Below are 23,215 nucleotides of genomic sequence, written 5' to 3'. Positions count from 1 at the left end.
TCTCAACCCGCCATATTCAGCTTATCGCTATCGGCGGTGCCATCGGTACCGGCCTGTTTATGGGCTCAGGAAAAACCATCAGTCTCGCCGGTCCTTCCATCATTTTCGTGTATATGATCATCGGCTTTATGCTGTTTTTCGTGATGCGCGCAATGGGCGAACTGCTCCTTTCCAATCTTGAATACAAATCCTTCAGCGATTTTGCCGCCGACCTTCTCGGTCCGTGGGCCGGATATTTCACCGGCTGGACATACTGGTTCTGCTGGGTCGTCACCGGTATCGCCGACGTCGTCGCCATCACCGCCTACGCGCAATTCTGGTTCCCCGGTCTTTCACAATGGATCGCCTCGCTGCTCTGCGTTCTGGTTCTTCTTAGCCTGAACCTTGCTACCGTCAAAATGTTTGGTGAGATGGAATTCTGGTTCGCGATGATCAAAATCGTCGCCATTGTCGGGCTGATTATTGCCGGACTGGTGATGGTTCTGACACATTTCCAGACCCCAACCGGCACCGTCGCGGCTTTCAGTAACCTGTGGAACGATGGCGGATTCTTCCCGAAAGGCGTCAGCGGATTCTTCGCCGGTTTCCAGATTGCGGTGTTTGCCTTTGTCGGGATTGAACTGGTGGGCACAACGGCTGCCGAGACGAAAGATCCGCAGAAATCGCTGCCACGCGCCATCAACGCAATCCCGCTGCGCATCATCATGTTCTACGTTTTCTCGCTGATCATGATTATGTCAGTTACACCGTGGAGCCACGTTGTTGCGGATAAAAGCCCGTTTGTTGAGCTGTTCGTTCTGGCCGGTCTGCCGGCTGCGGCGAGCATCATCAACTTTGTCGTGCTGACCTCTGCTGCTTCTTCCGCCAACAGCGGCGTGTTCTCCACCAGCCGCATGTTGTTTGGTCTGGCCCAGGAAGGCAATGCGCCGAAAGCGTTCGGCAAACTCTCTTCCCGCGCCGTGCCGTCTAACGGGCTGACCTTCTCCTGCATCTGCCTGCTTGGCGGTGTGGTGCTGATTTACCTGATCCCGAACGTGGTGACGGTCTTCACGCTGGTCACCACCGTTTCTGCGATTCTGTTTATGTTCGTCTGGACCATCATCCTCTGCTCGTATCTGGTCTACCGTCGTAAACGTCCGCAACTTCACGAAGCGTCCATCTACAAAATGCCGCTCGGCAAAATCATGTGCTGGGTATGCATGGCGTTCTTCGCCTTCGTGCTGGTGCTGCTGACTTTGCAGGATGACACCCGTCAGGCGCTGATGGTTACGCCGCTCTGGTTCGTGATCCTCGGCATTGGCTACTGGCTGCGAAGCAGAAGCCGCCGCGCTTAACTGAACCGGTAATAGTAGAAAGGAGCCTTTACGGCTCCTTTTTCTTGGGTTGTTTACTCCACATCCAGCGCCGATCTGAACTGCCGCCACATTTTCACCGCTGAGGGTCTGGCCGAGGCCACTTTGACCGGTAATTGAGGCGGTTCTCCGGCTTTCATCTCGCCAAGATCAAACACAAAGGTGTAATCCGGTTCCTGACCCATGCGTAAATCGCTCACCAGAATGTGGCCGCCCTGCTCTTTCACACTGAAAAATCCGTGACTAAACCACGCGACGCGGGCGAGAAACGCATTGTCTTTATGCGCTTCGTAAAGTGCTTCTCCGCGCGGATAAAAGCGGAAACGGATCGGGGAATCCGGGTGCAGCAGCGATGTAAAACCTTCGCCGTAGCTGTCTTTATTCATCACCACGACGCGCCACACCAGTGAGTTGAGCGGCGTCGGCGTCACCAGAACCTGTGTGCTTTCGATGTTCTGCCGCTGCAATTCTTCGCTGACGTGCACCGTCACCTGATGTTGCTCGATAACCGTGCAGACCAGATACAAACAGCTCACGCCCAGCAGCACGTTATTCCACATAATCCCGCGCTGTTGCTCACGGTACAGCGCCAGCCCGACGCCGATGATCAGCGGCAAGGTATACAGCGGATCGACGATGAAAATGCTGCCGACCGCAAACGGATAATGCGTAAAAGGGATGCCCAGCTGTGTGCCGTAAACCGTCATTAAATCCAGCAACGGATGCGTGATCAGCGCCAGCCAGACCGTGCTGCACCAGCGTCTGAAGTGCTGCCCGGCGCTGAAAATTTTCGCCATCATCCAGGCGAGCAGCGGCGAAACCAGCGTGAGATACAACAACGCATGAGTGTCCGTGCGGTGCTGCGTCATATTGCTGATGGCGTCGCCGTGATCGTAGAAAACATCCAGATCCGGCAGCGTTCCGCAGACCGCGCCCGCCAGTGCGGATTTCCACACCGGCGTCCGCTTGCCCATCACCGCGATACCCACGGCGGCGCCCAAGACTAATTGTGAAACCGAATCCATCCTGACCTCTTCAAGCCCGAAGCTGTATGCCTTCGGTAATAATGCGCTGCACGTTGCTCACGGTCAGTTCGAAAAATTCAGGATCGTTGAGCGTTTTGCCGGTGATGGCTTCCACCTGCACACCAAAATCGGCGTAATGCTGGGTGGTTGCCCACAGCATAAAAATCAGCTGCATCGGGTCAACCGGCGCAATTAATTCATCTTTGATCCAGCCGCGGATCACATCCGATTTATCTTCCACCAGCGTTTTCAGGCTGCCGCCGAGTTCCTGTTTCAGCAGCGGCGCGCCCTGCACCATCTCCAGACAAAACAGTCGCGACGCCTGCGGATGATCGCGTGAAACACAGAGTTTCAGGCGGATATATTCACGTATCGCTTCCAGCGGATGCTGATCCCGTTGCAGCGCTTTCAGCGGTGCCAGCCAGATATCCAGCAGGCCTTTCAGCACGGCGATATACAGATCTTCTTTCGACGGGAAGTAATACAGCAGATTGGTTTTTGAGACATCGGCACGCTCAGCGACCTGATCCAGGCTGGTGCCGTGAATGCCGTACAGCGAGAAAAACTCCAGCGCGGCGGCCATGATATTGCCACGTTTGGCGGCGACCGCCCGCGAGCGTCGCGTCGGTGCTTTCACCCCGGTTTTGCGGGAGTTGCTTTCCCCGGCGGCGGGCTGAGGAGGTTCGACCAATGGCTTCACAAGGATTTCCTGAGACAAACAGCAAGGGAGAAATCATAACAAATAGGGATAAACGCGACTATCGCTATAAGTCCGGTCAATTAAACAACAAATAAATAACCACAATAATTGTGTTATTTAACAAAAATGCACCATTTGCGGACATTCCTGCCTGATTTATGTGCAGTTTGTTTTGACCAAATGGTCTGAAACAGACCGTTTGCTCCACCACAAGTCAAAACACATTTTTAACTTATTGATAACCATAACTTTTAAAAAAGTGGCACTGCCCTTGCAATACTCACCCCGTTAGGAAATTTCAGCACGGTGCAATTCGGAACCCGCAGGACGCACTCAAGCCGCGCAGAGATTTTCGCAAGCCCTTGTATTGAAAAATAAATCTTCAACTGAGGTGAGCTATGAAAATCGGTGTCTTCATTCCTATCGGCAACAACGGCTGGTTAATTTCTGAAACCGCGCCACAGTACAAACCGACTTTTGAACTGAACAAAACCATCGTGCAGAAGGCGGAACACTACCATTTTGACTTCGCGCTCTCGATGATCAAACTGCGCGGCTTCGGCGGTAAAACCGAATTCTGGGAACACAACATGGAGTCGTTCACGCTTATGGCGGGCCTTGCCGCCGTGACCTCCCGCATCCAGCTTTACGCCACCGCCGCCACGCTGGTGATGCCACCGGCAATTGTGGCGCGCATGGCCGCCACGATTGATTCCATCTCCAACGGTCGTTTCGGCGTGAACGTCGTCACCGGCTGGCAGAAACCGGAATACGAGCAAATGGGCATGTGGCCGGGCGACGACTATTTCAGCCGCCGTTATGACTATCTGACCGAATATGTCAGCGTCCTGCGCGACCTGTGGGGCACCGGCCACTGCACGCTCGACGGCGAATTCTTCAAGATGGACGACTGCCGTGTGAGCCCGCGCCCGCAGTCTGAAATGAAAGTGATCTGCGCCGGACAAAGCGACGCAGGCATGGCGTTCTCTGCTAAACACGCCGATTTCAACTTCTGTTTTGGCAAAGGCGTTAACACGCCAACCGCGTTTGCGCCGACCGCTGCACGCATGAAAACGGCGGCGGAAGCTGAAGGCCGCGATGTCTCCTCTTACGTTCTCTTTATGGTCATTGCGGATGAAACCGACGCCGCCGCCCGCGCCAAATGGGAACTGTATAAAGACGGTGCCGATGCCGGTGCGCTGGCGTGGCTCACCGACCAGAGCAGCAAAGATACCAAATCCGGTGCTGACACCAATGTCCGCCAGATGGCCGATCCCACGTCGGCGGTCAATATCAACATGGGTACGCTGGTCGGCTCCTACGCCAGCGTCGCCAGAATGCTTGATGAAATCGACACCGTGCCCGGCGCAGGTGGCGTGTTGCTGACCTTCGACGATTTCGTAGAAGGCATCGAAAACTTTGGCCGTTTCATCCAGCCATTAATGAAAACCCGCCAGCACATCGCAACGCAGCAGAAAGAGGTGGCCTGATGACTTTGTTTGAGAAACCCAAAGCGGTTGAAGAACTGAACGTGGTTCGCCGCGAGCCAAAAAACAGCGGTGAGGAAACCATTCTCACGGCCCGCCCGGAAGCCATTGCGTTTACGCCACAGCAAACGGCGCTGATTGTGGTTGATATGCAGAATGCGTACGCCTCGCAGGGCGGTTATCTGGATTTAGCCGGTTTTGACGTTTCCGCCACCGCACCGGTGATCGCCAACATCAAAGTGGCGATTGCCGCCGCGCGTGCCGCAGGCATCAAAGTGATCTTCTTCCAGAACGGCTGGGACAACCAGTACGTTGAGGCCGGGGGTGCCGGTTCGCCAAATTTCCACAAATCCAACGCGCTGAAAACCATGCGTAAACGCCCGGAGCTGATGGGCAAATTACTGGCAAAAGGCGACTGGGATTACGACCTGGTGGATGAACTCCGGCCACAGCCGGGCGACATCGTGCTGCCAAAACCGCGCTACAGCGGATTCTTCAACACCCAGCTCGACAGCTTGCTGCGCAGTTACGGCATTCACCATCTGGTGTTTACCGGCATCGCCACCAACGTGTGTGTGGAATCCACGCTGCGTGACGGTTTCTTCCTCGAATATTTCGGCGTGGTGCTTGAAGACGCCACCCATCAGGCTGGCCCGGAATTCGCGCAAAAAGCGGCGATTTATAACATCGAAACGTTCTTCGGCTGGGTCTCCAGCGTCCGCAACTTCTGCGACGCCGTGGGTTATGACGCTAAACAAAACGCCGCATAACGGCTTTATGAAGAGGAAATAGCAATATGCCTAAAAGTGCCATTATTCCGGCTGGCAGCGGCGTTCCGCTGGCACCGTTTGTTCCGGGAACGCTGGCCGACGGCGTGGTCTACGTCTCCGGCACACTGCCTTTTGATAAAGACAATAACGTCGTGCATCTGGGCGATGCCGCCGCGCAAACCCGCCATGTGCTGGAAACCATTAAAAGCGTGATTGAAACCGCAGGCGGCGCAATGGATGACGTCACCATGAACTCGATTTTCATAACCGACTGGGCGAATTACGCCGCCGTGAATCAGGTTTACGCTGAGTACTTTCCGGGCGAAAAACCGGCGCGGTTCTGCATTCAGTGCGGGCTGGTCAAACCGGGCGCGCTGATTGAAATCGCCACCATCGCGCACATCGGCAAGTAAAACGCCGGGATCCGTTCTCCTGAAGACCTTGAGGAAACATCATGTATTACAAGGTATTGGGTAAGAATAATGCAGACGCCGAAACCGTGGTGCTTTCCTCCGGCCTCGGCGGTTCAGGCAGTTTCTGGCAACCCCAGCTGGCGATGCTGAGCGAGCATTTTCGCGTCATCATTTATGACCAGCACGGAACCGGCGTCAGCAAAGGCACAGTGCCCGCCGGTTACCGGATGGAAGATATGGCCGATGAACTCGCCGGACTGCTCAACGAACTGGATATCACCCGCTGCCATCTGGCAGGTCACGCGCTCGGCGGCATTATTGGCCTGCATCTGGCACTGCGTTATCCCGCGCTGCTGCAAAGCCTGGTGGTGATCAACGGCTGGGCGAAGCTCGACAACCAGACGCGCCGGTGCTTTGAAGTCCGCCAGAATTTACTGCTCAACAGCGGCGTCGATGCCTACGTGCAGGCGCAACCGCTGTTTCTGTATCCGGGCGACTGGCTGTCGGCCAACGACGCATTACTTCAGGATGAGCGCCAGCATCAGGTGGCGCATTTCCAGGGAATGGAAAATCTGCTTCACCGTTTACAGGCGCTGATGAATTCCGATCTGACCCAAACGCTCGGGCAGGTCATCGCGCCCACGCTGGCGTTCAGCTGCAAAGATGATTTGCTGGTGCCGTGGATGCGTTCTGCCGATCTCGCCGAACGCCTGCCGAACGGTGAACACACACAAATGTTGTACGGCGGCCATGCTATGAGCGTGACCGACCCGGAAACGTTTAACCCGATTTTACTGGAATGGCTGCAACGGCATTCATCGCAAAAACCTGCCGCGCCTTCCCATCGCCTGCCCACGGAGACAACATGGCCGAAACATTAACCGCTACGCCAGCCGTTGAAAAACAAGCGTTTCGCGATGCGATGGCGCATCTCGGTTCCGCCGTTAACATTATCACCACTGACGGCCCCGGCGGTCGCGCGGGCTTTACCGCATCCGCCGTGTGCAGCGTCACCGACTCACCGCCGACCCTGCTCGTTTGCCTGAACCGCTCGGCGTCGGTGTATCCGGCATTTACCGAAAATCAGGTGCTGTGCGTCAACACGCTCGCCGAATGTCATGAATCGCTGTCGAATTTATTCGGCGGAAAAACGCCAATGGAACAACGCTTTGAGGCCGCCGAATGGTCATCCCTTTCCACCGGTTCTCCCATTCTCAGCGATGCGCTGGTCTCGTTTGATTGCAAAATCACGCAAGTCACCCGCGTCGGCACCCACGATATTTTGTTTTGCGAAGCCGTCGCGATCACCCGCAACGACGAACGCCACGGACTGGTGTATTTCGACCGCCGCTATCACCCGCTGATGCGGCAGTCAGCCTGTTAACTCAACCTGATTAGGGAATTGCAGCATGGCAAATACCAATACCTCCTGGTTTCCAAAGTGGCGTAAAAGAGAAGGCAATCTGGATGGCGCCGTTATTGCGCCAGACGAAAGGCTGCCGTTAGGGCCGACGGTGATTATGGGGCTGCAACATACCGTCGCCATGTTCGGCGCGACGGTATTAATGCCGCTGCTGATGGGGTTTGACGCCAACATGGCGATCCTGATGTCCGGCATCGGCACCCTGCTGTTTTTCCTGGTGGTCGGCGGACGCGTGCCGAGTTACCTCGGGTCGAGCGCGGCGTTTGTCGGGCTGGTGATTGCGGTGACCGGCTACAGCGGCCACGGCGCAAACCCGAATATCGGCGTCGCGCTCGGCGGGATTATTGCCTGCGGCGTCATTTATACGCTGATTGGTTTTGTGGTGATGGCCGTCGGTACGCGCTGGATTGAACGCCTGATGCCGCCGGTCGTGACCGGTGCGGTGGTGATGGCAATTGGTCTGAACCTCGCGCCGATTGCCATTAACAGCGTCTCCGCGTCGTCGTTTGACAGCTGGATGGCGGTGGTCACCGTGCTGTGTATTGGCTCAGTGGCCGTTTTCACCCGCGGGCTGGTGCAGCGTTTACTTCTGCTGCTCGGGCTGGTGGCGGCGTATCTGATCTATATGCTGGTCACAAACGTCATGGGGCTGGGCGCGCCGGTAGATTTCACTACCGTCGCGCAGGCGCCGTGGTTTGGCCTGCCGACCATCACCACGCCGGTGTTCAGCACCCACGCAATGCTGATGATTGCGCCGGTGGCCGTGATTCTGGTGGCGGAAAACCTCGGGCACATTAAAGCGGTCGCGGGCATGACCGGTAAAAATCTCGATCCATACATGGGCCGCGCGTTTGTCGGCGACGGGCTGGCGACATTACTGTCAGCCTCTGCGGGCGGAACCGGCGTGACAACCTACGCGGAAAACATCGGCGTCATGGCGGTCACAAAAATTTATTCCACGCTGATTTTCGTCGCTGCTGCCATTGTTGCCATTGTGTTGGGCTTTTCGCCCAAATTTGGTGCACTGATCCACACCATTCCCGGTCCGGTATTGGGCGGCGCGTCGATTGTGGTGTTCGGATTGATTGCCGTCGCCGGTGCGCGCATCTGGGTACAAAACCAGGTGGATCTGGGTCTTAACGGCAATCTCATCATGGTTGCGGTCACGCTGGTACTGGGCGCAGGCAACTTTACCCTGAGTCTGGGCGGCTTCAGCATGGGCGGTATCGGCACAGCAACGTTTGGCGCAATTTTGCTGAACGCCTTCCTCAGCCGCAGCAAACAGGTTAAAACGCAGCCGGAAATAAAAACTGGCACAGAAGCTGCATTAAAAGATCACTGACGACCTCAGTTTCTCCTTAGCTCATCATTTTTGATGATCGCCAGCGGTTATCCGGTCCACCCGTCCGGATTAGCCGCTGGTTTTTTTCTTTCTGCGCCTCACACATTCCCACATTGCAGCTAAGTAATGCGAAATTCCTTCGTTCACCTCCCCTTTAAATTGGTTTGTTATGGAACCAGCACTTTCGTTCTATATGAATAAAAAGTGATTCATCTGCCAGACATCGCCAAAAATAAAAAGGGTCTCACTATGCACATTCTTCGCCGGAAAAACGCGGTCACACGCGCCCTGGCTTTAGGGGTATTGATCACCAGTTCTTCCGCCGTTTTTGCCGCCGACGCAACACCGGTTAAGGGCGGAACACTGGTTTATCTTGAACAACAGGCGCACACCAATTTGTATCCTCCGGCCGGTGGTTTTTACCCAAACGGCGGCATCCTCAATCAGATCACCGACAAACTGACCTATCAGAACCCGCAGACGCTGGAAGTCGAACCGTGGATTGCTGAGTCCTGGAGCTTCAACGCCGACAAAACCGAATACACCTTCAAACTGCGTCCGGGCGTGACCTTCTCCGACGGCACGCCGCTTGATGCTAACGCCGTGGCGAAAAACTTCGACACCTACGGGCTGGGCAATAAAGAACGCCATCTGCCGGTTTCCGAAGTGATTAATAACTACGACCACAGCGAAGTGATTGACCCGCTGACCGTGAAGTTCTACTTCAAAAAATCCTCACCGGGCTTCCTGCAAGGCACGGCGACCATCGGCTCCGGGCTGGTATCACTGAGCACGCTGGATCGCAATTTTGATGCGCTGGGTGACGCAACGCACATCATCGGTTCCGGCCCGTTCGTCGTCAGCAAGGAAACGCTCGGTCGTGAAGTCGATCTGACGGCGCGCAAAGATTACAACTGGGGGCCGAAAAACCTCAAACAGCAGGGCCGCGCCAATCTCGACGGCATCAAAGTGATCGTCACCGGCGAAGACAGCGTGCGTATCGGCGCGCTGCTGGCCGGTCAGGCAGATTTCATCCGTCAGGTTCAGGCGTACGACGAGAAACAGGCCAAAGACCAGAACTTCCCGATTTATGCCGCGCCAACCAAAGGCGTGAACGACAGCATTTCGTTCCGTCCGGACAACGCGCTGGTGTCGGATCTCAAAGTCCGTCAGGCGCTGCTGCACGCCACCAACAGCAAACAGGTGGTCAATACGCTGTTCTCGCCAAACTATCCGCAGGCCACCTCCGTCATCGCCAAAACCGCCGCCGGTTACGTGGATCTGAGCAACAAACTGACTTATGACCCGACGCTGTCGAAAAAACTGCTGGATGAAGCAGGCTGGAAACCGGGCCCGAACGGCCTGCGCCAGAAAGATGGCAAAACGCTGTCGCTGACCATTTATGAATCCCTGCCGCAGCCGCAAAACAAAGAAGTCTTGCAGCTGGTTTCACAGCAGTGGAATCAGGTCGGCGCGAAGCTGAACATTCTGGCCGGTGACGCGGGCAGCCGCGTGGCGGACAACCTGGATCCTGAAAAAACTCCGGCGAACGTGGTGGAAGTCGGCCGCGCCGATCCGGACGTCATCAAAAGCTCCTTTTACCCGACCAACCGCGATGCGCTGCTGCAAAAAGGCGGCCTGAGCAGCAAGGTGAAAAGTTTCCGTGACGACAAACTGAACGACCTGCTGGTGGCGATTTCAGCTGAAGTGGATCCGAAAAAACGTCTGGCCCTGGCCGGTGACGTGCAGAACTACCTGCTCGATCAGGCTTACGTCATTCCGATTTTCGAAGAACCGCAGGTCTTTGCCGGTGCGCCTTATTTTAAAGGCGTGAGCTTCGAAGCCGTTGGCCGTCCGAGCTTCTACGGCGCATGGCTTGAAAAGCACTAACAGGCAGGAGTGAATCATGAACCGATACGTTAGCGGCCGGTTCGGGCAGGCTTTGCTGGTGTTGTGGGCGGCGTTTACCGTCTCTTTCATTCTCCTGCAAGTGCTGCCTGGCGATGCCATTCTGATTAAATTCCAGAACCCGGACATGGGGCTGAGCCCGGCGCAAATCGCGGATATGCGCGCGGCCTACGGCGCGGATGTGCCGCTGGTGCAGCAATATCTGCATACGCTGGGGAATTTCCTGCGCGGGGATCTGGGCTATTCGATTCAGGCTGGCGTACCGGTCACTGAATTACTCAGCAGCAACTTTCCGCCGACCTTGCGGCTGGCGCTGATGGGCTTCGCACTGGCCGCCGTGGTGGCCTTTGCGCTGGCGTTTATCTCCAGCCTGCTGCATTTCGGCTGGCTGAAAAACCTGTTGCAGTCGGTGCCGTCGCTGTTTATTTCCATTCCGACCTTCTGGCTCGGCATCGCGCTGATTCAGTTTTTCTCTTTCCATCTGCGCTGGATCCCGGTGATCAATCCGGGGGAATGGGTCGGGCTGATTTTACCGGTGGTGACGCTGGCCGTGCCGATTTCCGCACCGCTGGCGCAAATTCTTATCCGCAGCATTGATCAGGTGCAGACCCAGCCGTTCGTCGCCGTCGCCCGCGCCAAGGGGGCCAGCCGCAGCGGCGTGCTGTGGCGTCATGTGGCGCGCAACGCCCTGCTTCCGGTGCTGACTATCGCCGGTTTGCTGTTTGGCGAACTGATCGCCGGGGCGCTGATCACCGAAACGGTATTTGGCCTGAACGGCCTCGGGCAACTGACGCAGCAGGCGGTGAACAATCAGGACGTCGCGGTTTTACAGGCGATTGTGGTGATTTCCGCCGCCGCTTTTGTCGGCATCAATTTACTGGTTGATTTGCTTTATCCGCTGCTTGATCCGCGTCTTAAAGCTAACACTTCGAAAAACTCAAAGGGAGCCACCGCATGAGCAGCTTACCGCTGGGTAAAAGCACTCTTTCCCTGCCCGCCACACAGCGCCGCCGCTGGAAACCGGCCCGTTTACAGCCGGGGCTGATCATCGCCTGGCTGGTGATCGCGACCGTGATTTTATGGGCGGTCGCGCCCGGCTGGTTTACCGGTTACAGCGGCACCGAAGGCATCGCGGGCGCACAGCGTCTGGCTCCGCAGGCCGGTCACTGGCTGGGCACCGATCAGCTCGGCCGCGATGTGTACGCCCGCATCGTTTACGGCGCGTCGCATTCACTCTCCGGCGCACTGGTCGCCGTGGCGCTCGGGCTGGTGTTCGGCACCGCATTAGGGCTGGCAGCCGGTGCCAGCGGCGGCATTGTTGACGCAATTGTCATGCGCATCAACGACGTGTTGCTGTCGATTCCCGGCCTGCTGTTGTCGCTAAGCGTCATCATTTTGCTCGGCTTCGGCACGGTTCACGCGGCGATTGCCGTCGGGGTCACCTCCGTCGCCAACTTCGCCCGCCTCGCCCGCGCCGAAGTGGTATTGGTGCGCCACAGCGATTACGTCGAAGCGGCCTATGGCAGCGGCGGCACCTTCTTCTCGATCCTCTGGCGGCACATTCTGCCGAACTCGCTGACCTCGGTCATCGCCTTCTCGGCATTGCAATTTGGCAGTGCGATTCTGGCGATTTCCACCCTGAGTTTCCTCGGTTACGGCACACCGCCGCCAACGCCGGAATGGGGTTTACTGATTGCCGAAGGCCGTAACTACATTTCAACCGCCTGGTGGCTGACCACCTTCCCCGGCATCGTCGTTGTGCTGGTGGTGCTTTCCGCCAACCGCATCAGCCAGTCATTACGCAGGAGAACGCGATGAGCACACAGGCGATTTTGAATAACCACGCCGCACCCGTTCTTGAGCTGGATAATCTGACGATTGCCTATGACGGCAAAGCTGTCGTCCACAACGTCTCATTTTCCATTAACGCCGGAGAAGTGCTGGCACTGGTGGGCGAATCCGGTTCCGGTAAAACCACTACCGCGCAGTCGATCATCGGCCTGCTGGCGGAGAACGGTCATATCGAACAGGGCGAAATCCGCCTGAACGGCACCGACATCAGCCAGTGGTCGCAGCGCCGCCTTGATGCCCTGCGCGGCGCACGTATCAGCCTGATCCCGCAGGACCCGACCAGTTCTCTGGATCCGGTGAAAACCATCGGTTCGCAGGTTGCCGAAATTCTGGATATCCACCAGCGTCTGCCGCGTGTTCAGCGCGACGCACGCGTGGTGGAACTGCTGACCCGTGTCGGCCTTACGCACCCGGAACAGCGCGCGAAACAGTATCCGCACGAGCTTTCCGGTGGCATGAAACAGCGTGTGCTGATTGCGATTGCCATTGCGCTGCAACCGGCGCTGATCATTGCCGACGAACCGACCAGCGCACTCGACGTCACGGTGCAAAAACGCATTCTGGATTTGATTGACGATTTGCGCCGCGAATCCGGCACCGCTGTTTTGCTGGTCACGCACGATCTGGCGATTGCCGCCGAACGCGCCGACCGTTTACTGGTGTTCCGCCACGGCCAGGTGCAGGAACAGGGCGTGACGGCGGAAGTGCTGAACGCGCCGAAAAGCGATTACACCCGCCAGCTGTTTGCCGACGTTCCTGCCCTTTCCGGCCGACACCGCGCGCATATTGCCGCCGTCGCCGAACCGGTGCTGTTGGTCGAAAATGTCACCCATGATTTCTCCCTGGGCGGTAAACATCAGGCGGCATTCCGCGCCGTTGATAACGTTTCGTTCAGCATTCCGCGCGGCACCACGCATTCTCTGGTCGGCGAATCCGGCTCGGGTAAAACCACGCTGGCGCGCATTCTGCTCGGTTTTCAGAAACCGGACAGCGGCCGCGTATTGATCGACGGCGAAGACATCACGCGCCTCAAAGGCGAAGCGCTGCGTCAGGTACGCCGTAAAATTCAGCTGGTCTATCAGAACCCGTTCGCCTCGCTGGATCCGTCGCAGACCTTGTTCAGCGTGATTGAAGAACCGCTGCTGAACTTCGAAAAAATCCCGTCAGCCGTACGCCGTGAGCGCGTTCTGGATATCGCCCGCCGCGTGGCGCTGCCGGAAGAACTGCTGGGCCGCAAACCGCGTGAGCTTTCCGGCGGCCAGCGTCAGCGCGTGGCGATTGCGCGGGCGCTGATCCTCGAACCAAAAGTACTGATACTCGACGAAGCGACCTCGGCGCTCGACGTCACCGTACAGGCGCAAATCCTGACCCTGCTCCGGGAGCTACAGGATTCACTCGGCCTGACCTATTTATTTATCTCGCATGATCTGGCGACCGTCCGGCAAATCTCCCACAGCGTCTCGGTGCTCAACCGCGGGCAACAGGTGGATTCCGGCAACGTGGAAGACGTGTTTGCGCTGCCTTCCAGCGATTACACACGGCAGCTGATTGATGCGATCCCCGGCCGCCACCGCGCCGCCTGAGTCAGCACATGAAAAAGAAAAGAGGGACATTATGAGCAGCAAACGTCTTGGGTTTTTCACCCGACTTCTGGATAACACCAGCGCGCAGGAACGTTACCGGCTGGCGACCGAGCAAATTATTCACGCCGAGCAGCTGGGTTTCGACTCCGCGTGGGTCGCGCAGCACCATTTTCACGAAGCCGAAGGCGGCCTGCCCGCACCGCTGGTCTTCCTTGCTCAGGTCGCGGCGCATACCCGCTTTATCCGTCTCGGCACCGGCGTGATTACGCTGCCGATGGAAAATGCGCTGCGCGTGGCAGAAGACACCGCCGTGCTGGATTTACTCTCCGGCGGACGGCTTGAAATCGGGCTGGGTTCCGGCGGCACGCCGTCGTCATTTCTGCCGTTCGGCTTTGAAAGCAGCGAGCGCGGTGCGGTGTTTAGCCATAATCTGCAAACCCTGCTGACCGCCTGGCGCGGCGAACCGCTGGCGGGCACCGATAACCGGTTGTATCCGGCGGCACCGCATCTGGAAAAACGCGTCTGGCAGGCCACATTCTCGGTTGACGGCGGCGCACGTGCCGGTAAATCCGGCGACGGGCTGATGCTTTCGCGCACCCAGCCACGCCCGGCGAATGCGCCAGACCTGCGTCTCGACGAATTGCAAAACCCGATTATCGATGCCTATCTCGACGCGCTGCCGGACGGCGTTGCGCCGCGCATCATGGGCTCACGCACGGCATTTGTGACCGAAAACGGCGACGAAGCCCGCGAACTGGCGCAAAAAGGTTTACGCCGTCAGGCCGAAAATCACCGTGCCGGCGGACAGATTGTGAACGGCGATACGCTGGATGATTACATCCGCACCTTCGACGTGCATCTTGGCACCGCGGAGCAGGTCACCGCCACGCTACAGGCCGACACCGCACTGGCCCGCGTCACCGATCTGGCGTTTCAGGTGCATTCTATCGATCCGCCGCATCCTTACATTTTGCGTTCCATTGAACTGATTGCGCGTCACGTCGCGCCAGCCCTTGGCTGGGTTCGCCGCACGCCGCAGCGCCGTGTTTCCACCTCTTCCGCCGACCCTACGCTCTCAAAGGCTGCATTTACACAGGACAACTTATGACCACTTATTCGACTGATCTGCTGGAAAAACTGGCTGAAATTGCGCCGTCTTCTGAACTGAAACAGGCACGCGACACCCGCGACGCTGCGACCCGCCACGCGCAAGGCAGCTACGATGCGCTGTTTACCGAACAGGACGGCGTGGATTTCACGCTGGCCGAGCGTCTGCGTTTAGCGCAAAACGTCGCGCGCTGGCACGGCGATTCACAGCTCACCAATCACTATTCTGAGCGTTTGCAGGATTTGCCGGACATCGACGAAACCGCCCGTCTCGACGCCGCGCTGACTCACGGCGAACTCCTGAGCTTCAAACCCGCCAGCGCCACGCCTGCACATTTACAGGCACTGAAAAAAGCGGGCTGGTCGGTGGATGCCATCGTCACGATTTCGCAGCTGATTGCTTTCGTCAGTTTCCAGAGCCGCGCGCTGCGCAGCTACCGTCTGATTGGCGGCAAACCGGTGGAAAACGCCAGCAATAAACCGGTCGGCGCCGCGTTCTGGCGCACTGAACCGAATACCCACAGCGGCCGCGACGCACCGCAGGCATTCACGCAGGAAGAGCTTGGCTGGGAACCGTGGATCCCGTCCAAAAAGCTGGAGGAATTTGATGAAGCCCAGCAGGCGATTCTGGCGAAATTTGGCCATACCGATTCCGACTATTTCCGCCTGTTAGGCCGTAACCTGCCGGTGCTTGAACAACGTACGCTGACCGACAAAGGCATTTTCTACACCTCCGGCGGCCTGCCGCGCAAAGAGCGTGAACTGGCGGCCACCGTAGCGAGCAAAATCAACGGCTGTATTTACTGTGCGTCGGTGCATTCGCGTAAGGCCAGCCAGCTTTCCAAACAAACCGAAGACGTTCAGCGGCTGATCGACACCCCGCCGGGCGGCATTCTCAGCAAGGAACAATCCCCGCGCTGGCAGGCCGAAATTGATTTCGCCGCCGCGCTCTCCGCCACGCCGCCGGTCGCCTCGCCGGAACACATTAAGGCACTGCGCGATCAGGGTTTGAACGAACTGGAAATCGTCGATCTGGCGCAGTCTGCGGCGTTCTTCGCCTGGGCAAACCGCCTGATGTTAACGCTGGGAGAACCGTTTAATGACTGATTCACAGACTTCTCAACGCCCGGTTCCGCAGCTCGATCACGTAGTGATTAACGTCGCCGAACAGCTTAACGGTGCCGAGCAGCAGTTCCGTCGTCTCGGTTTCCAGCTCACACCGCGAGGCCATCACTCGCTCGGTTCCAGCAATCATCTGGCGATTTTCGGCGAAAACTATCTGGAACTGCTCGGCTTCGAACCGGGCAATGCGCATACGCGTAAAGATCTCTGGCAGGCTCCGCTCGGCCTCACCGGTCTGGTGTGGAAAACGCAGAATTCGAACGCCGTGTTTGATCATCTGCAACAGCAAAACATCGCGGGTTCAGCACCGGCAGAATTCTTTCGCCCCGTGGCGCTTAACGACGGCACCTCGCCCAATGCCCGGTTCCGCACGGTCCCGCTGGCCGCCGACCGCGTGCCCAATGGCCGCAGTTTCTTTTGCCAGCACCTGACCCCGGAACTGGTGTGGCGCACCGAGTGGCAAAACCACCCGAACGGCGTCGCGGACATCACCGGTTTTGTGATTTCCGCCGCCTCCCCGCAGGCCGCAGCGAAAGTGTACGGCGAACTGTTCGGCGCAGAAGCCTTGCAGACTAGCGCTGAAGGCGTGACATTACGCGCCGGTCGCGCAACCGTCCGGTTTGTGACGCCACAACAGGCGCAGGCCGAGTTTGGGATCGTACCGGAGGGGGAAAACGGGAGTGCGCGGATGGTCGGGTTGGAATTTGCGACCCGGTCGCTGGATGCGGTGCGCAATAGCCTGCGCGTGGGCGAAATTTCGTTTAATGACTTAACCAGCCGGGTTTTGGTTCGCGCTGCGGATTCGCTGGGAGTGGCGGTTAGATTTAGCGAAGAATAAATTCCAGGTCGTGGGCTCGCCGCCCAAACACTGCAAAACCTTGGGTTGCCGCTCAAAACTGCAAAACCTTGGGTTGCCACCCAAACCCGCAAAACCTTGGGCTCGCCGCCCAAACTGGCCCAAAGGGCGCGTTAACGCGCGCGCCCTCTGGACACCCGCGCTTTTCAACTGCGCGCTGCCGCTCGCTGGCTATGTTTCAGCAACTCCGGCTAGTGCCGCAAACGCCGCCGCTGCGCGGTACTTTCGCTTCGGGTTCGAACCTGCTCGGAAAAAAACCTCGCCGTTTCTCACCTCTCACTCAACGTCGTTTTGAAAGCGGCCGCAGTTTTCTAATTCGCAACCTCACCGCTGATTGTCATCAAAAAAATAAGCAGACGGTTTTACCAAAAGTTAAGTAAGAAAACAGAATGCCGTTGAATTTAGATAAGCCCCCAGCCGCTTTCAGAAAGCTTGCCGTGCGAAGAGTTTCGAGACCTGTGGCTCGAAACCGAGTAAGGGAACCGCGCAGCGGCAAGTTTTCGCGGCAATAACTGCGGCACCTGAAACATAGCCAGCGAGCGGCAGCGCGCAGTTAAAGAGCCCGGGATTCTCAAGGGTGGTGGCGATAGACCACCCTTGAGGCCGGTTTGGGTGGCAACCCAAGGTCTTGAAGTGTTTGGGCGGCGAGCCCAAGGTCGTGCGGGTTTGGGTGGCAACCCAAGGTCTTAGTCGGTGTGGGCGGCTACCCAAATCCCTCCCCTTCAGGTGAAATAAAACCTGATCAGGTGAAAAAACACCGGTGCTGCAAAGCACAACGAATCAATGCGATCCATCATCCCACCGTGCCCCTCGATCATCGCGCCGAAATCCTTCACGCCGCGATCGCGCTTAATCGCCGACATACACAAGCCCCCGGCGAAGCCGAGTAAGGTGATGACCAGCGAAATCAGTGCGGCCTGCCACGGTGCGAACGGGGTGATCCACCACAGCAACGTCCCGACCAGCGTGGCGCTGAGGATCCCGCCGGCAAAGCCTTCAAGGGTTTTGTTCGGGCTCAGACGCGGCGCAATCGGGCGTTTGCCGAAAAGCTTGCCGAACACGTACTGCAACACATCGGAAATCTGCACCACAATCATCAGAAACAGCAGCAATTTGATGTTCTGGTTTTCATAGCCGGGAATATTCAGCATCAGCAAGGCAGGCGCGTGGCTGATGCAGTACACCGCCAGCATCATGCTCCACTGAATTTTCGCGCTGCGTTCGAGGAAGTTGACCGTGTCTCCGGCCAGTGCCATGCGGGTTGGGATAAACAGAAACGCGTAGACCGGAATGAAGATCGCAAACGTGCCGTACCAGCGTTCGCCGACCAGCAAATATTGCAGCGGCAGCATAATGAAGAAACACCAGAACAGCGCTTCGTGGTCACCGCGCCGGGTGGGCGTCAGCGTGATGCATTCGCGCAAGGCCAGAAACGACATCACGGCAAACAGCAGGGTCGAGCCGACCGGGCCGAACCACATTGCCATCACCGATAAAATACACATCATCCACCAGGCGCGGATGCGGGCATTGAGGTTGGCGACGACCGGCGTATTACCTTTCACCAGCGCGATCAGATAGCCCAGAATGCTGGCAATCAGCAGCAGACCGAACAATCCGCACAGTAAATAAACTAACGATTTATCCTGAAAATTCATGGTGCCAGTGTCTCCAGAGCAGCCCGCGCACGAAGCAGAAATTCCGCTTTCTCTTCCCCTTCCCGGATACTTTCAACCGGTTCGCCAAACGTTGCCGAACACAGAATGGGCACCACCAGACGGGAGCCTTTCGGCAGCACACGGTTGAGGTTTTCGAGATAAACAGGCACCAGTTCGACATCCGGATTCATTTTCGCGAGATGCCAGATCCCGCTTTTGAACGCCGAGATTTCCTCGCCGTTACCACGGGTGCCTTCCGGGAAAATAATCAGCGACTGGCCTTTTTTCAGAGGGTCGTTCATCAGTTCCAGCGCATTGTTCGGCTGTTCAGACTGCTTTTCAGCAGGACGCCGTTTGATCAACACCGCGTTAAACACACGACGCGCAATGTAACGGCGCAATTTGGAAGAGAGCCAGTAATCAGCCGCCGCAACCGGACGAACCTGAGGACGCAGATGACCGGGCAGGCTGGCCCAAATCACCATACCGTCGAGATGGCTGGAGTGATTGGCGTAGTAAATGCGGGCCTGTTTTTCAGGTAAAGGTGCCAGCCAGCGGGCGCGGACGCCGGTCAGCAGGCGGCAAAGCCGTACCAGAAAACCGGCCACCAGCCGGCCATCCAGCGGTAATTTAGTGCGAGGTTCCATCGTTATCTCCCTCAGTTCCGGCCTTTTCATGCAGTTCACGCAAAATACGTGAACCGCGACGCCAGCAGGTCACCAGTGCGCCGAGCGTAATGATCACCAGACAACTCAGCAGCAGGAGTTGCCCCCACTGCGACGGCAGGAAAATCGCAATCACCGCGCCCGCACACAGAATCGCCATGCGGTGCTGTTTTGCCATCGGCCCGAGAAATTGCTGTTTCAGCCCGCAGGTTCCGCCCAGCAGACGCAAATACGCCGTCATCAGCGCCAGCAGCGCCGCAATCCAGCCCAGCGTGACGGCCTCCGGCATCGCCACCAGACCATAACCGACGCCCGCCAGAATCAGCGTATCGGAAACACGATCCGGTAATTCGTTGTAAACGGGTCCCGCCGGGCTGGCCATGCCGCCTTCCACCGCCACCATGCCGTCGAGCAGGTTACAGATGAGCCGCCCCTGAATCATCAGCGCCGCCAGCAGGAGAAGAAATCCACGCCCGAAAGCCGTTTCACAATAAAATGCCAGCAGAAAACACAGCCCGGACACCAGCGCAAAACCCATGCTGGCCACGGAAATCTGATTCGGCGTAATGCCTTTATTCTTTAACCAGACCGCGCTGTTTTTGGCCCAACGTTTATCCCGGGTGGCGATCGGCCGCCGGCCCTTGAGATCTAAGTCCATAAATAATATCCCTTTATTACTGAAAACTGATGACCCTGATTTCTATAAGCCTTTGTAAGGCATCCAGATAATAGTGAAGTTGCCTGCGCGGTGAAATGTTTTTGTTCAGCCCTCACCCTGAAACGTTCCTGGCCGCTTATGCCGGTTTGAGCATTCCTTAGATCTTTTAATTGGTTGATTAAATCACACAATATGTTAAAACTCTGCTACACCGCATTTTAGACGGCTAAACGTCTGAAGCTCCACATCCCCCGTTTAGAAGGCCAACGTCCAGTGACCGCTTCCCGTCTTGAGATGCGCAACATCTCGATTTCATTTGCCGGTTTTCCCGCGCTTCGCCAGGTAGATTTTACGCTGGAAGGCGGATCCGTCCATGCGCTGGTCGGTGCGAACGGCGCCGGAAAATCGACGCTGATGGCTGTGCTTTCCGGCACGCACGATCATTACACCGGGCAGATCACCATCGACGGCGAGCCGGTGAACATTAAACTCCCGCACCACGCGCGCGCTCACGGCATTCATCTGGTGCAGCAGGAAGTGGATGTCGCGCTGGTGCCGACGCTGAATGTCGCCGAAAACATCATGCTGGACCGGCTTTCCGAGCCCGGACATTTGCATAACTGGCCGCGTTTATACCGTCAGGCGCAGCGGCTGACCGAACAGCTTGGCCTGAACATCAGCCTGAAAGCCCGTATCGAAAACTGCACGCTGGCCGAGAAACAGCTGATTTTGCTGGCGCGCGCGTTGTCGCATAAATGCCGTTTCCTGATCCTCGATGAACCGACCGCGCCGCTCGATCAGGCGGAAAGCGCCCGTCTGTTTGCACTGGTGCGTAAACTGAAAGACGCGGGCATGGCGGTGGTCTTTATCTCCCACCGCATTCATGAACTGCGCGAAATCTGCGACCGCATGACGGTGCTGCGCGACGGCCGTCTGGTCAGCGATGACAGCATGGACGGCCTGAGCAACGAGCAGATAATCGAGAAAATGATCGGCCATCAGCTCGATGATATTTATCCGCCACGCCGTCCGCCGCACAGCGGCGAAACGCTGCTGCGCATTCACGGCATGCACGACAAAGACAAACTGCGTGATATTTCACTGCGCCTGCATCGCGGTGAGATCCTCGGCATTGCCGGGCTGGCCGGTGCCGGAAAAACAGAACTGTGCAAAGCGTTGTTTGGCGCGACGCCCAGCCAGGTCGAAAGCGGTGAGCTGAACGGCAAACCGTGGAAGCCGAAAGAACCGCATCTTTCCGTCGAACAGGGTCTGGCATTAGTGCCGGAAGAACGGCGCAAGGAAGGGATTTTCATTGATGAAAATATCCCGATGAACCTCAGCGTCACCGCTGACGATTCGTTTTCGCGCTGGAGTATTTTCAGTAAACGCCAGTCGCTGTCGTGGGCGAAAGATATTATCAGCCGTTTAGGCATTCGCGCTTCCGGGCCGATGCAGAAGCTGGCAAGGCTTTCCGGTGGTAACCAGCAAAAAGTGGCTATCGGAAAATGGCTGCGCAGTGAGAGTCAGGTGTTGATTTTTGACGAACCGACCAAAGGCGTGGACATCAAGGCCAAAACGGACGTGTTCAGGCTGATTGACGGCCTGGCGCAACAGGGAAAAGGCATTATTTATGCTTCCGGTGAGTTCGCCGAACTGGTCGGTTTATGCGACCGCATTCTGGTGTTATGGGATGGCCGCATCGTGGCCGAACTGGACGCCGCAGACGTCGACGAAGAAACCTTATTAGTCTATTCAACCGGAGGAACACCCGCGTGAGCAAAGCCGTGGTGAGTAAAGAAAGTACATTGGCAGCGGGTCAGCCCTGGCGTCATCAGCTGTTCGAATTTTTGTATAAATGGGGCATGTTGCTGACCGTTGTGCTGCTGATCGCCGGTTTTGGCGTAGCCTCGGACAACTTCCTCGAGCCGTCGAACATCATCAATATTCTGCGTTCCATCGCCATCGTGACGGTGATTGCCATCGGCGTATCGATTTCACTTTCGGTCGGCGGCTTTGATTTGTCGGTCGGTTCAACGGCGTCGCTCGCCAATGCGCTGGTGATTTCGATGTTCGTCTGGCACGGGTTTGGCACCACCGAAGCGATTCTGATCACACTCGCGCTGTGTACGCTGGTGGGCCTGTTTAACGCCTTCCTGATTGTTATCCTGAAAATCCCCGACATGCTCGCCACCCTCGCCAGCCTGTTTGTGATTCAGGGCGCGGCGATGACCTACAGTTACGGCGGTTCCATCACGGAGAACATGCTTCTGCCAAGCGGCGACATGGCCGAAGGCACGGTACCTGCGGTATTCAGCCTGCTCGGTCAGGTGCCGGTGATTGTGATCGTGATGGCGGTCGTGACCATTGCGGTACAACTGTTTATGTCGCTGACCAAACATGGCCGCCGTATGTACGCCATCGGCGGCAACCCGCTGGCCGCGCGCCTCGCGGGGATCCGCACCGCGCGTTACCGCGTGATTGCGTACGTGATTTCTTCGGTTCTGGCGGGCGCAGGCGGCATTTTGCTGGCGTCACGTATCGGTTCTTCGCAGGTGAATGCCGGTGGCGGTTATCTGATGGACGCCGTTGCCGCCGCGTATATCGGTTTCTCGCTGGCCGGTTCCGGCAAGCCCAATGCGCTGGGAACCTTGCTGGGCGCAGTGATTCTGGGCGTGCTGTCAAACGGGCTGGTGATGCTGTCGGTGCCGTACTACGCGATGGATATTATCAAAGGGCTGGTGTTGGCGGTGGCGCTGGCGCTGACGTACATTCAGAAGAGATAGCGGAGGCCGCTGCTATATTTCGGCTTTTTTAAGGTCAACACCCTGGGTCAAGGTCGTGGGCTCGCCGCCCACACGGGCCCAAAGGGTTTTAAACGAAACCCTTTGGAATCCTGCGTTTTATTACTGCGCGCTCCGCTCGCTGGCTATGTTTCAGTTACCGCAGCGACAGGCTGGAAATCTTGCCGCTGTGCGGTTCCTTCTCTCGGTCCTGGAGCCTCTGGTCTCCAGGCCGCTCCGTTCAGCAAGATTTCTGAATCGCCCACACGATCTTAAATTCAAAGGCAGACTATTCTTCATTTTAGAAAAGTGTATTGGCGTGATCAAAAATGGCACCGAATGAACGGTTCGAGACCTTAGGCTCGAAGCCTGAAATTCGGGAATCGCGAAGCGATGACATTTTGCGCCACTCGCTAATGCCCCAGAACATGTCCGTCGTGCCCGCGATAGCGCGCAGTGAAAGAGCCCGGGGGGTCTTGGGGGGTGGCGGCGATAGGCCGCCCCCCAAGTCGGTG

Annotated in this window: 22 protein-coding genes; 16 read left to right on the top strand and 6 right to left on the bottom strand. The window is 57.2% G+C overall.

Features of this window, described 5'->3' with window-relative positions; all coding sequences use genetic code 11:
- The coding region (cycA, locus tag J8X26_RS24405) for a D-serine/D-alanine/glycine transporter (RefSeq protein ID WP_208952225.1) at window positions 1–1,334 on the top strand (1,334 nt) is incomplete at its 5' end.
- A gap of 53 nt (window positions 1,335–1,387) precedes the next feature.
- On the opposite strand, the gene J8X26_RS24400 is transcribed toward cycA, so the two are convergent.
- Both J8X26_RS24400 and rutR read right to left on the bottom strand, forming a co-directional pair.
- Window positions 1,388–2,377: a metal-dependent hydrolase gene (locus J8X26_RS24400; RefSeq protein ID WP_152325556.1), complete on the bottom strand. Its 990-nt coding sequence runs from the start codon at window positions 2,375–2,377 to the stop codon at window positions 1,388–1,390.
- A gap of 10 nt (window positions 2,378–2,387) precedes the next feature.
- Window positions 2,388–3,068: an HTH-type transcriptional regulator RutR gene (rutR, locus tag J8X26_RS24395; protein ID WP_208952226.1), complete on the bottom strand. Its 681-nt coding sequence runs from the start codon at window positions 3,066–3,068 to the stop codon at window positions 2,388–2,390.
- A gap of 407 nt (window positions 3,069–3,475) precedes the next feature.
- Between rutR and rutA the strand changes: the two genes are divergently transcribed.
- The 13 genes from rutA to J8X26_RS24330 all read left to right on the top strand — a co-directional run bounded on the left by rutA (window position 3,476) and on the right by J8X26_RS24330 (window position 16,921).
- Complete coding sequence (rutA, locus tag J8X26_RS24390) at window positions 3,476–4,567, top strand: pyrimidine utilization protein A (protein WP_152325554.1); 1,092 nt, start codon at window positions 3,476–3,478, stop codon at window positions 4,565–4,567.
- Window positions 4,567–5,334, top strand: a complete 768-nt coding sequence (gene rutB / locus J8X26_RS24385) for a pyrimidine utilization protein B (protein ID WP_152325553.1) — start codon at window positions 4,567–4,569, stop codon at window positions 5,332–5,334. Before rutA ends, rutB begins: the two co-directional genes overlap by 1 nt.
- Window positions 5,335–5,360: 26 nt before the next feature.
- Window positions 5,361–5,747, top strand: coding sequence for a pyrimidine utilization protein C (rutC, locus tag J8X26_RS24380; RefSeq protein ID WP_152325552.1), 387 nt, complete (start codon window positions 5,361–5,363; stop codon window positions 5,745–5,747).
- Between the two features lie 41 nt (window positions 5,748–5,788).
- Entirely contained in the window at window positions 5,789–6,628 is an 840-nt protein-coding gene (rutD, locus tag J8X26_RS24375; RefSeq protein ID WP_208952224.1) for a pyrimidine utilization protein D, read from the top strand.
- The gene (rutF, locus tag J8X26_RS24370; protein WP_208952223.1) at window positions 6,613–7,131 is read left to right on the top strand and encodes an NADH-dependent FMN reductase RutF; all 519 of its coding nucleotides are present in this window, start codon (window positions 6,613–6,615) and stop codon (window positions 7,129–7,131) included. Before rutD ends, rutF begins: the two co-directional genes overlap by 16 nt.
- A 25-nt stretch (window positions 7,132–7,156) precedes the next feature.
- Window positions 7,157–8,512 carry a pyrimidine utilization transport protein G gene (gene rutG / locus J8X26_RS24365; RefSeq protein WP_152325549.1) on the top strand — a complete coding sequence of 452 codons (1,356 nt, stop codon included), beginning with the start codon at window positions 7,157–7,159 and terminating at the stop codon, window positions 8,510–8,512.
- A 249-nt stretch (window positions 8,513–8,761) separates the two neighbouring features.
- Complete coding sequence (locus J8X26_RS24360) at window positions 8,762–10,402, top strand: TIGR04028 family ABC transporter substrate-binding protein (RefSeq protein WP_208952222.1); 1,641 nt, start codon at window positions 8,762–8,764, stop codon at window positions 10,400–10,402.
- A gap of 16 nt (window positions 10,403–10,418) precedes the next feature.
- Window positions 10,419–11,378 (top strand): ABC transporter permease, encoded by a 960-nt coding sequence (locus tag J8X26_RS24355; protein ID WP_208952221.1) that lies wholly within the window; start codon window positions 10,419–10,421, stop codon window positions 11,376–11,378.
- Window positions 11,375–12,238, top strand: a complete 864-nt coding sequence (locus J8X26_RS24350; RefSeq protein WP_152325547.1) for an ABC transporter permease — start codon at window positions 11,375–11,377, stop codon at window positions 12,236–12,238. The genes J8X26_RS24355 and J8X26_RS24350 overlap by 4 nt, the downstream gene beginning before the upstream one ends.
- Window positions 12,235–13,854, top strand: coding sequence for an ABC transporter ATP-binding protein (locus J8X26_RS24345; protein ID WP_208952220.1), 1,620 nt, complete (start codon window positions 12,235–12,237; stop codon window positions 13,852–13,854). Before J8X26_RS24350 ends, J8X26_RS24345 begins: the two co-directional genes overlap by 4 nt.
- A 31-nt stretch (window positions 13,855–13,885) precedes the next feature.
- Complete coding sequence (locus J8X26_RS24340) at window positions 13,886–14,962, top strand: putative FMN-dependent luciferase-like monooxygenase (RefSeq protein WP_152325545.1); 1,077 nt, start codon at window positions 13,886–13,888, stop codon at window positions 14,960–14,962.
- Complete coding sequence (locus J8X26_RS24335; RefSeq protein WP_208952219.1) at window positions 14,959–16,068, top strand: alkylhydroperoxidase domain protein; 1,110 nt, start codon at window positions 14,959–14,961, stop codon at window positions 16,066–16,068. The genes J8X26_RS24340 and J8X26_RS24335 overlap by 4 nt, the downstream gene beginning before the upstream one ends.
- A complete protein-coding gene (locus tag J8X26_RS24330) occupies window positions 16,061–16,921 on the top strand; it encodes a VOC family protein (protein WP_208952218.1) in 861 nt (286 codons plus the stop codon). Before J8X26_RS24335 ends, J8X26_RS24330 begins: the two co-directional genes overlap by 8 nt.
- A 740-nt stretch (window positions 16,922–17,661) precedes the next feature.
- Here the strand turns inward: J8X26_RS24330 and J8X26_RS24325 are convergent.
- From J8X26_RS24325 to J8X26_RS24315, 3 genes are read right to left on the bottom strand one after another with little or no spacing between them, the layout of a single operon-like run.
- Entirely contained in the window at window positions 17,662–18,597 is a 936-nt protein-coding gene (locus J8X26_RS24325; protein ID WP_152325542.1) for a phosphatidate cytidylyltransferase, read from the bottom strand.
- A complete protein-coding gene (locus J8X26_RS24320; RefSeq protein ID WP_152325541.1) occupies window positions 18,594–19,244 on the bottom strand; it encodes a 1-acyl-sn-glycerol-3-phosphate acyltransferase in 651 nt (216 codons plus the stop codon). The genes J8X26_RS24325 and J8X26_RS24320 overlap by 4 nt, the downstream gene beginning before the upstream one ends.
- Window positions 19,228–19,920 carry a CDP-alcohol phosphatidyltransferase family protein gene (locus tag J8X26_RS24315; protein WP_165059566.1) on the bottom strand — a complete coding sequence of 231 codons (693 nt, stop codon included), beginning with the start codon at window positions 19,918–19,920 and terminating at the stop codon, window positions 19,228–19,230. Before J8X26_RS24315 ends, J8X26_RS24320 begins: the two co-directional genes overlap by 17 nt.
- A gap of 294 nt (window positions 19,921–20,214) precedes the next feature.
- On the opposite strand from J8X26_RS24315, the gene J8X26_RS24310 reads away from it, so the two are divergent.
- Together J8X26_RS24310 and J8X26_RS24305 are read left to right on the top strand one after the other, a co-directional pair.
- On the top strand, window positions 20,215–21,696 hold the full coding sequence (locus J8X26_RS24310; protein ID WP_152326323.1) for a sugar ABC transporter ATP-binding protein: 1,482 nt from the start codon (window positions 20,215–20,217) through the stop codon (window positions 21,694–21,696).
- A gap of 11 nt (window positions 21,697–21,707) precedes the next feature.
- Window positions 21,708–22,703 carry an ABC transporter permease gene (locus tag J8X26_RS24305; RefSeq protein ID WP_152326322.1) on the top strand — a complete coding sequence of 332 codons (996 nt, stop codon included), beginning with the start codon at window positions 21,708–21,710 and terminating at the stop codon, window positions 22,701–22,703.
- 298 nt (window positions 22,704–23,001) lie between these two features.
- On the opposite strand, the gene J8X26_RS24300 is transcribed toward J8X26_RS24305, so the two are convergent.
- Window positions 23,002–23,215, bottom strand: a 214-nt coding sequence (locus tag J8X26_RS24300) for a hypothetical protein (RefSeq protein WP_208952217.1), incomplete at its 5' end; no start/stop codon positions are given.

This window comes from Rahnella sp. ChDrAdgB13 (assembly GCF_017655185.1).
Taxonomy (GTDB): domain Bacteria; phylum Pseudomonadota; class Gammaproteobacteria; order Enterobacterales; family Enterobacteriaceae; genus Rahnella; species Rahnella contaminans.
The sequence above is the reverse complement of the archived record's forward strand: the minus strand, read 5'-3'. Positions and strand labels throughout refer to the sequence as shown.

Coding starts and splice junctions, on each gene's coding strand:
- J8X26_RS24400 (WP_152325556.1), bottom strand. CDS start 2,377: ATGGATTCGGTTTCACAATTAGTCTTGGGCGCCGCCGTGGGTATCGCG.
- rutA (WP_152325554.1), top strand. CDS start 3,476: ATGAAAATCGGTGTCTTCATTCCTATCGGCAACAACGGCTGGTTAATT.
- rutB (WP_152325553.1), top strand. CDS start 4,567: ATGACTTTGTTTGAGAAACCCAAAGCGGTTGAAGAACTGAACGTGGTT.
- rutC (WP_152325552.1), top strand. CDS start 5,361: ATGCCTAAAAGTGCCATTATTCCGGCTGGCAGCGGCGTTCCGCTGGCA.
- rutD (WP_208952224.1), top strand. CDS start 5,789: ATGTATTACAAGGTATTGGGTAAGAATAATGCAGACGCCGAAACCGTG.
- rutF (WP_208952223.1), top strand. CDS start 6,613: ATGGCCGAAACATTAACCGCTACGCCAGCCGTTGAAAAACAAGCGTTT.
- rutG (WP_152325549.1), top strand. CDS start 7,157: ATGGCAAATACCAATACCTCCTGGTTTCCAAAGTGGCGTAAAAGAGAA.
- J8X26_RS24360 (WP_208952222.1), top strand. CDS start 8,762: ATGCACATTCTTCGCCGGAAAAACGCGGTCACACGCGCCCTGGCTTTA.
- J8X26_RS24355 (WP_208952221.1), top strand. CDS start 10,419: ATGAACCGATACGTTAGCGGCCGGTTCGGGCAGGCTTTGCTGGTGTTG.
- J8X26_RS24350 (WP_152325547.1), top strand. CDS start 11,375: ATGAGCAGCTTACCGCTGGGTAAAAGCACTCTTTCCCTGCCCGCCACA.
- J8X26_RS24345 (WP_208952220.1), top strand. CDS start 12,235: ATGAGCACACAGGCGATTTTGAATAACCACGCCGCACCCGTTCTTGAG.
- J8X26_RS24340 (WP_152325545.1), top strand. CDS start 13,886: ATGAGCAGCAAACGTCTTGGGTTTTTCACCCGACTTCTGGATAACACC.
- J8X26_RS24335 (WP_208952219.1), top strand. CDS start 14,959: ATGACCACTTATTCGACTGATCTGCTGGAAAAACTGGCTGAAATTGCG.
- J8X26_RS24330 (WP_208952218.1), top strand. CDS start 16,061: ATGACTGATTCACAGACTTCTCAACGCCCGGTTCCGCAGCTCGATCAC.
- J8X26_RS24325 (WP_152325542.1), bottom strand. CDS start 18,597: ATGAATTTTCAGGATAAATCGTTAGTTTATTTACTGTGCGGATTGTTC.
- J8X26_RS24320 (WP_152325541.1), bottom strand. CDS start 19,244: ATGGAACCTCGCACTAAATTACCGCTGGATGGCCGGCTGGTGGCCGGT.
- J8X26_RS24315 (WP_165059566.1), bottom strand. CDS start 19,920: ATGGACTTAGATCTCAAGGGCCGGCGGCCGATCGCCACCCGGGATAAA.
- J8X26_RS24310 (WP_152326323.1), top strand. CDS start 20,215: ATGCGCAACATCTCGATTTCATTTGCCGGTTTTCCCGCGCTTCGCCAG.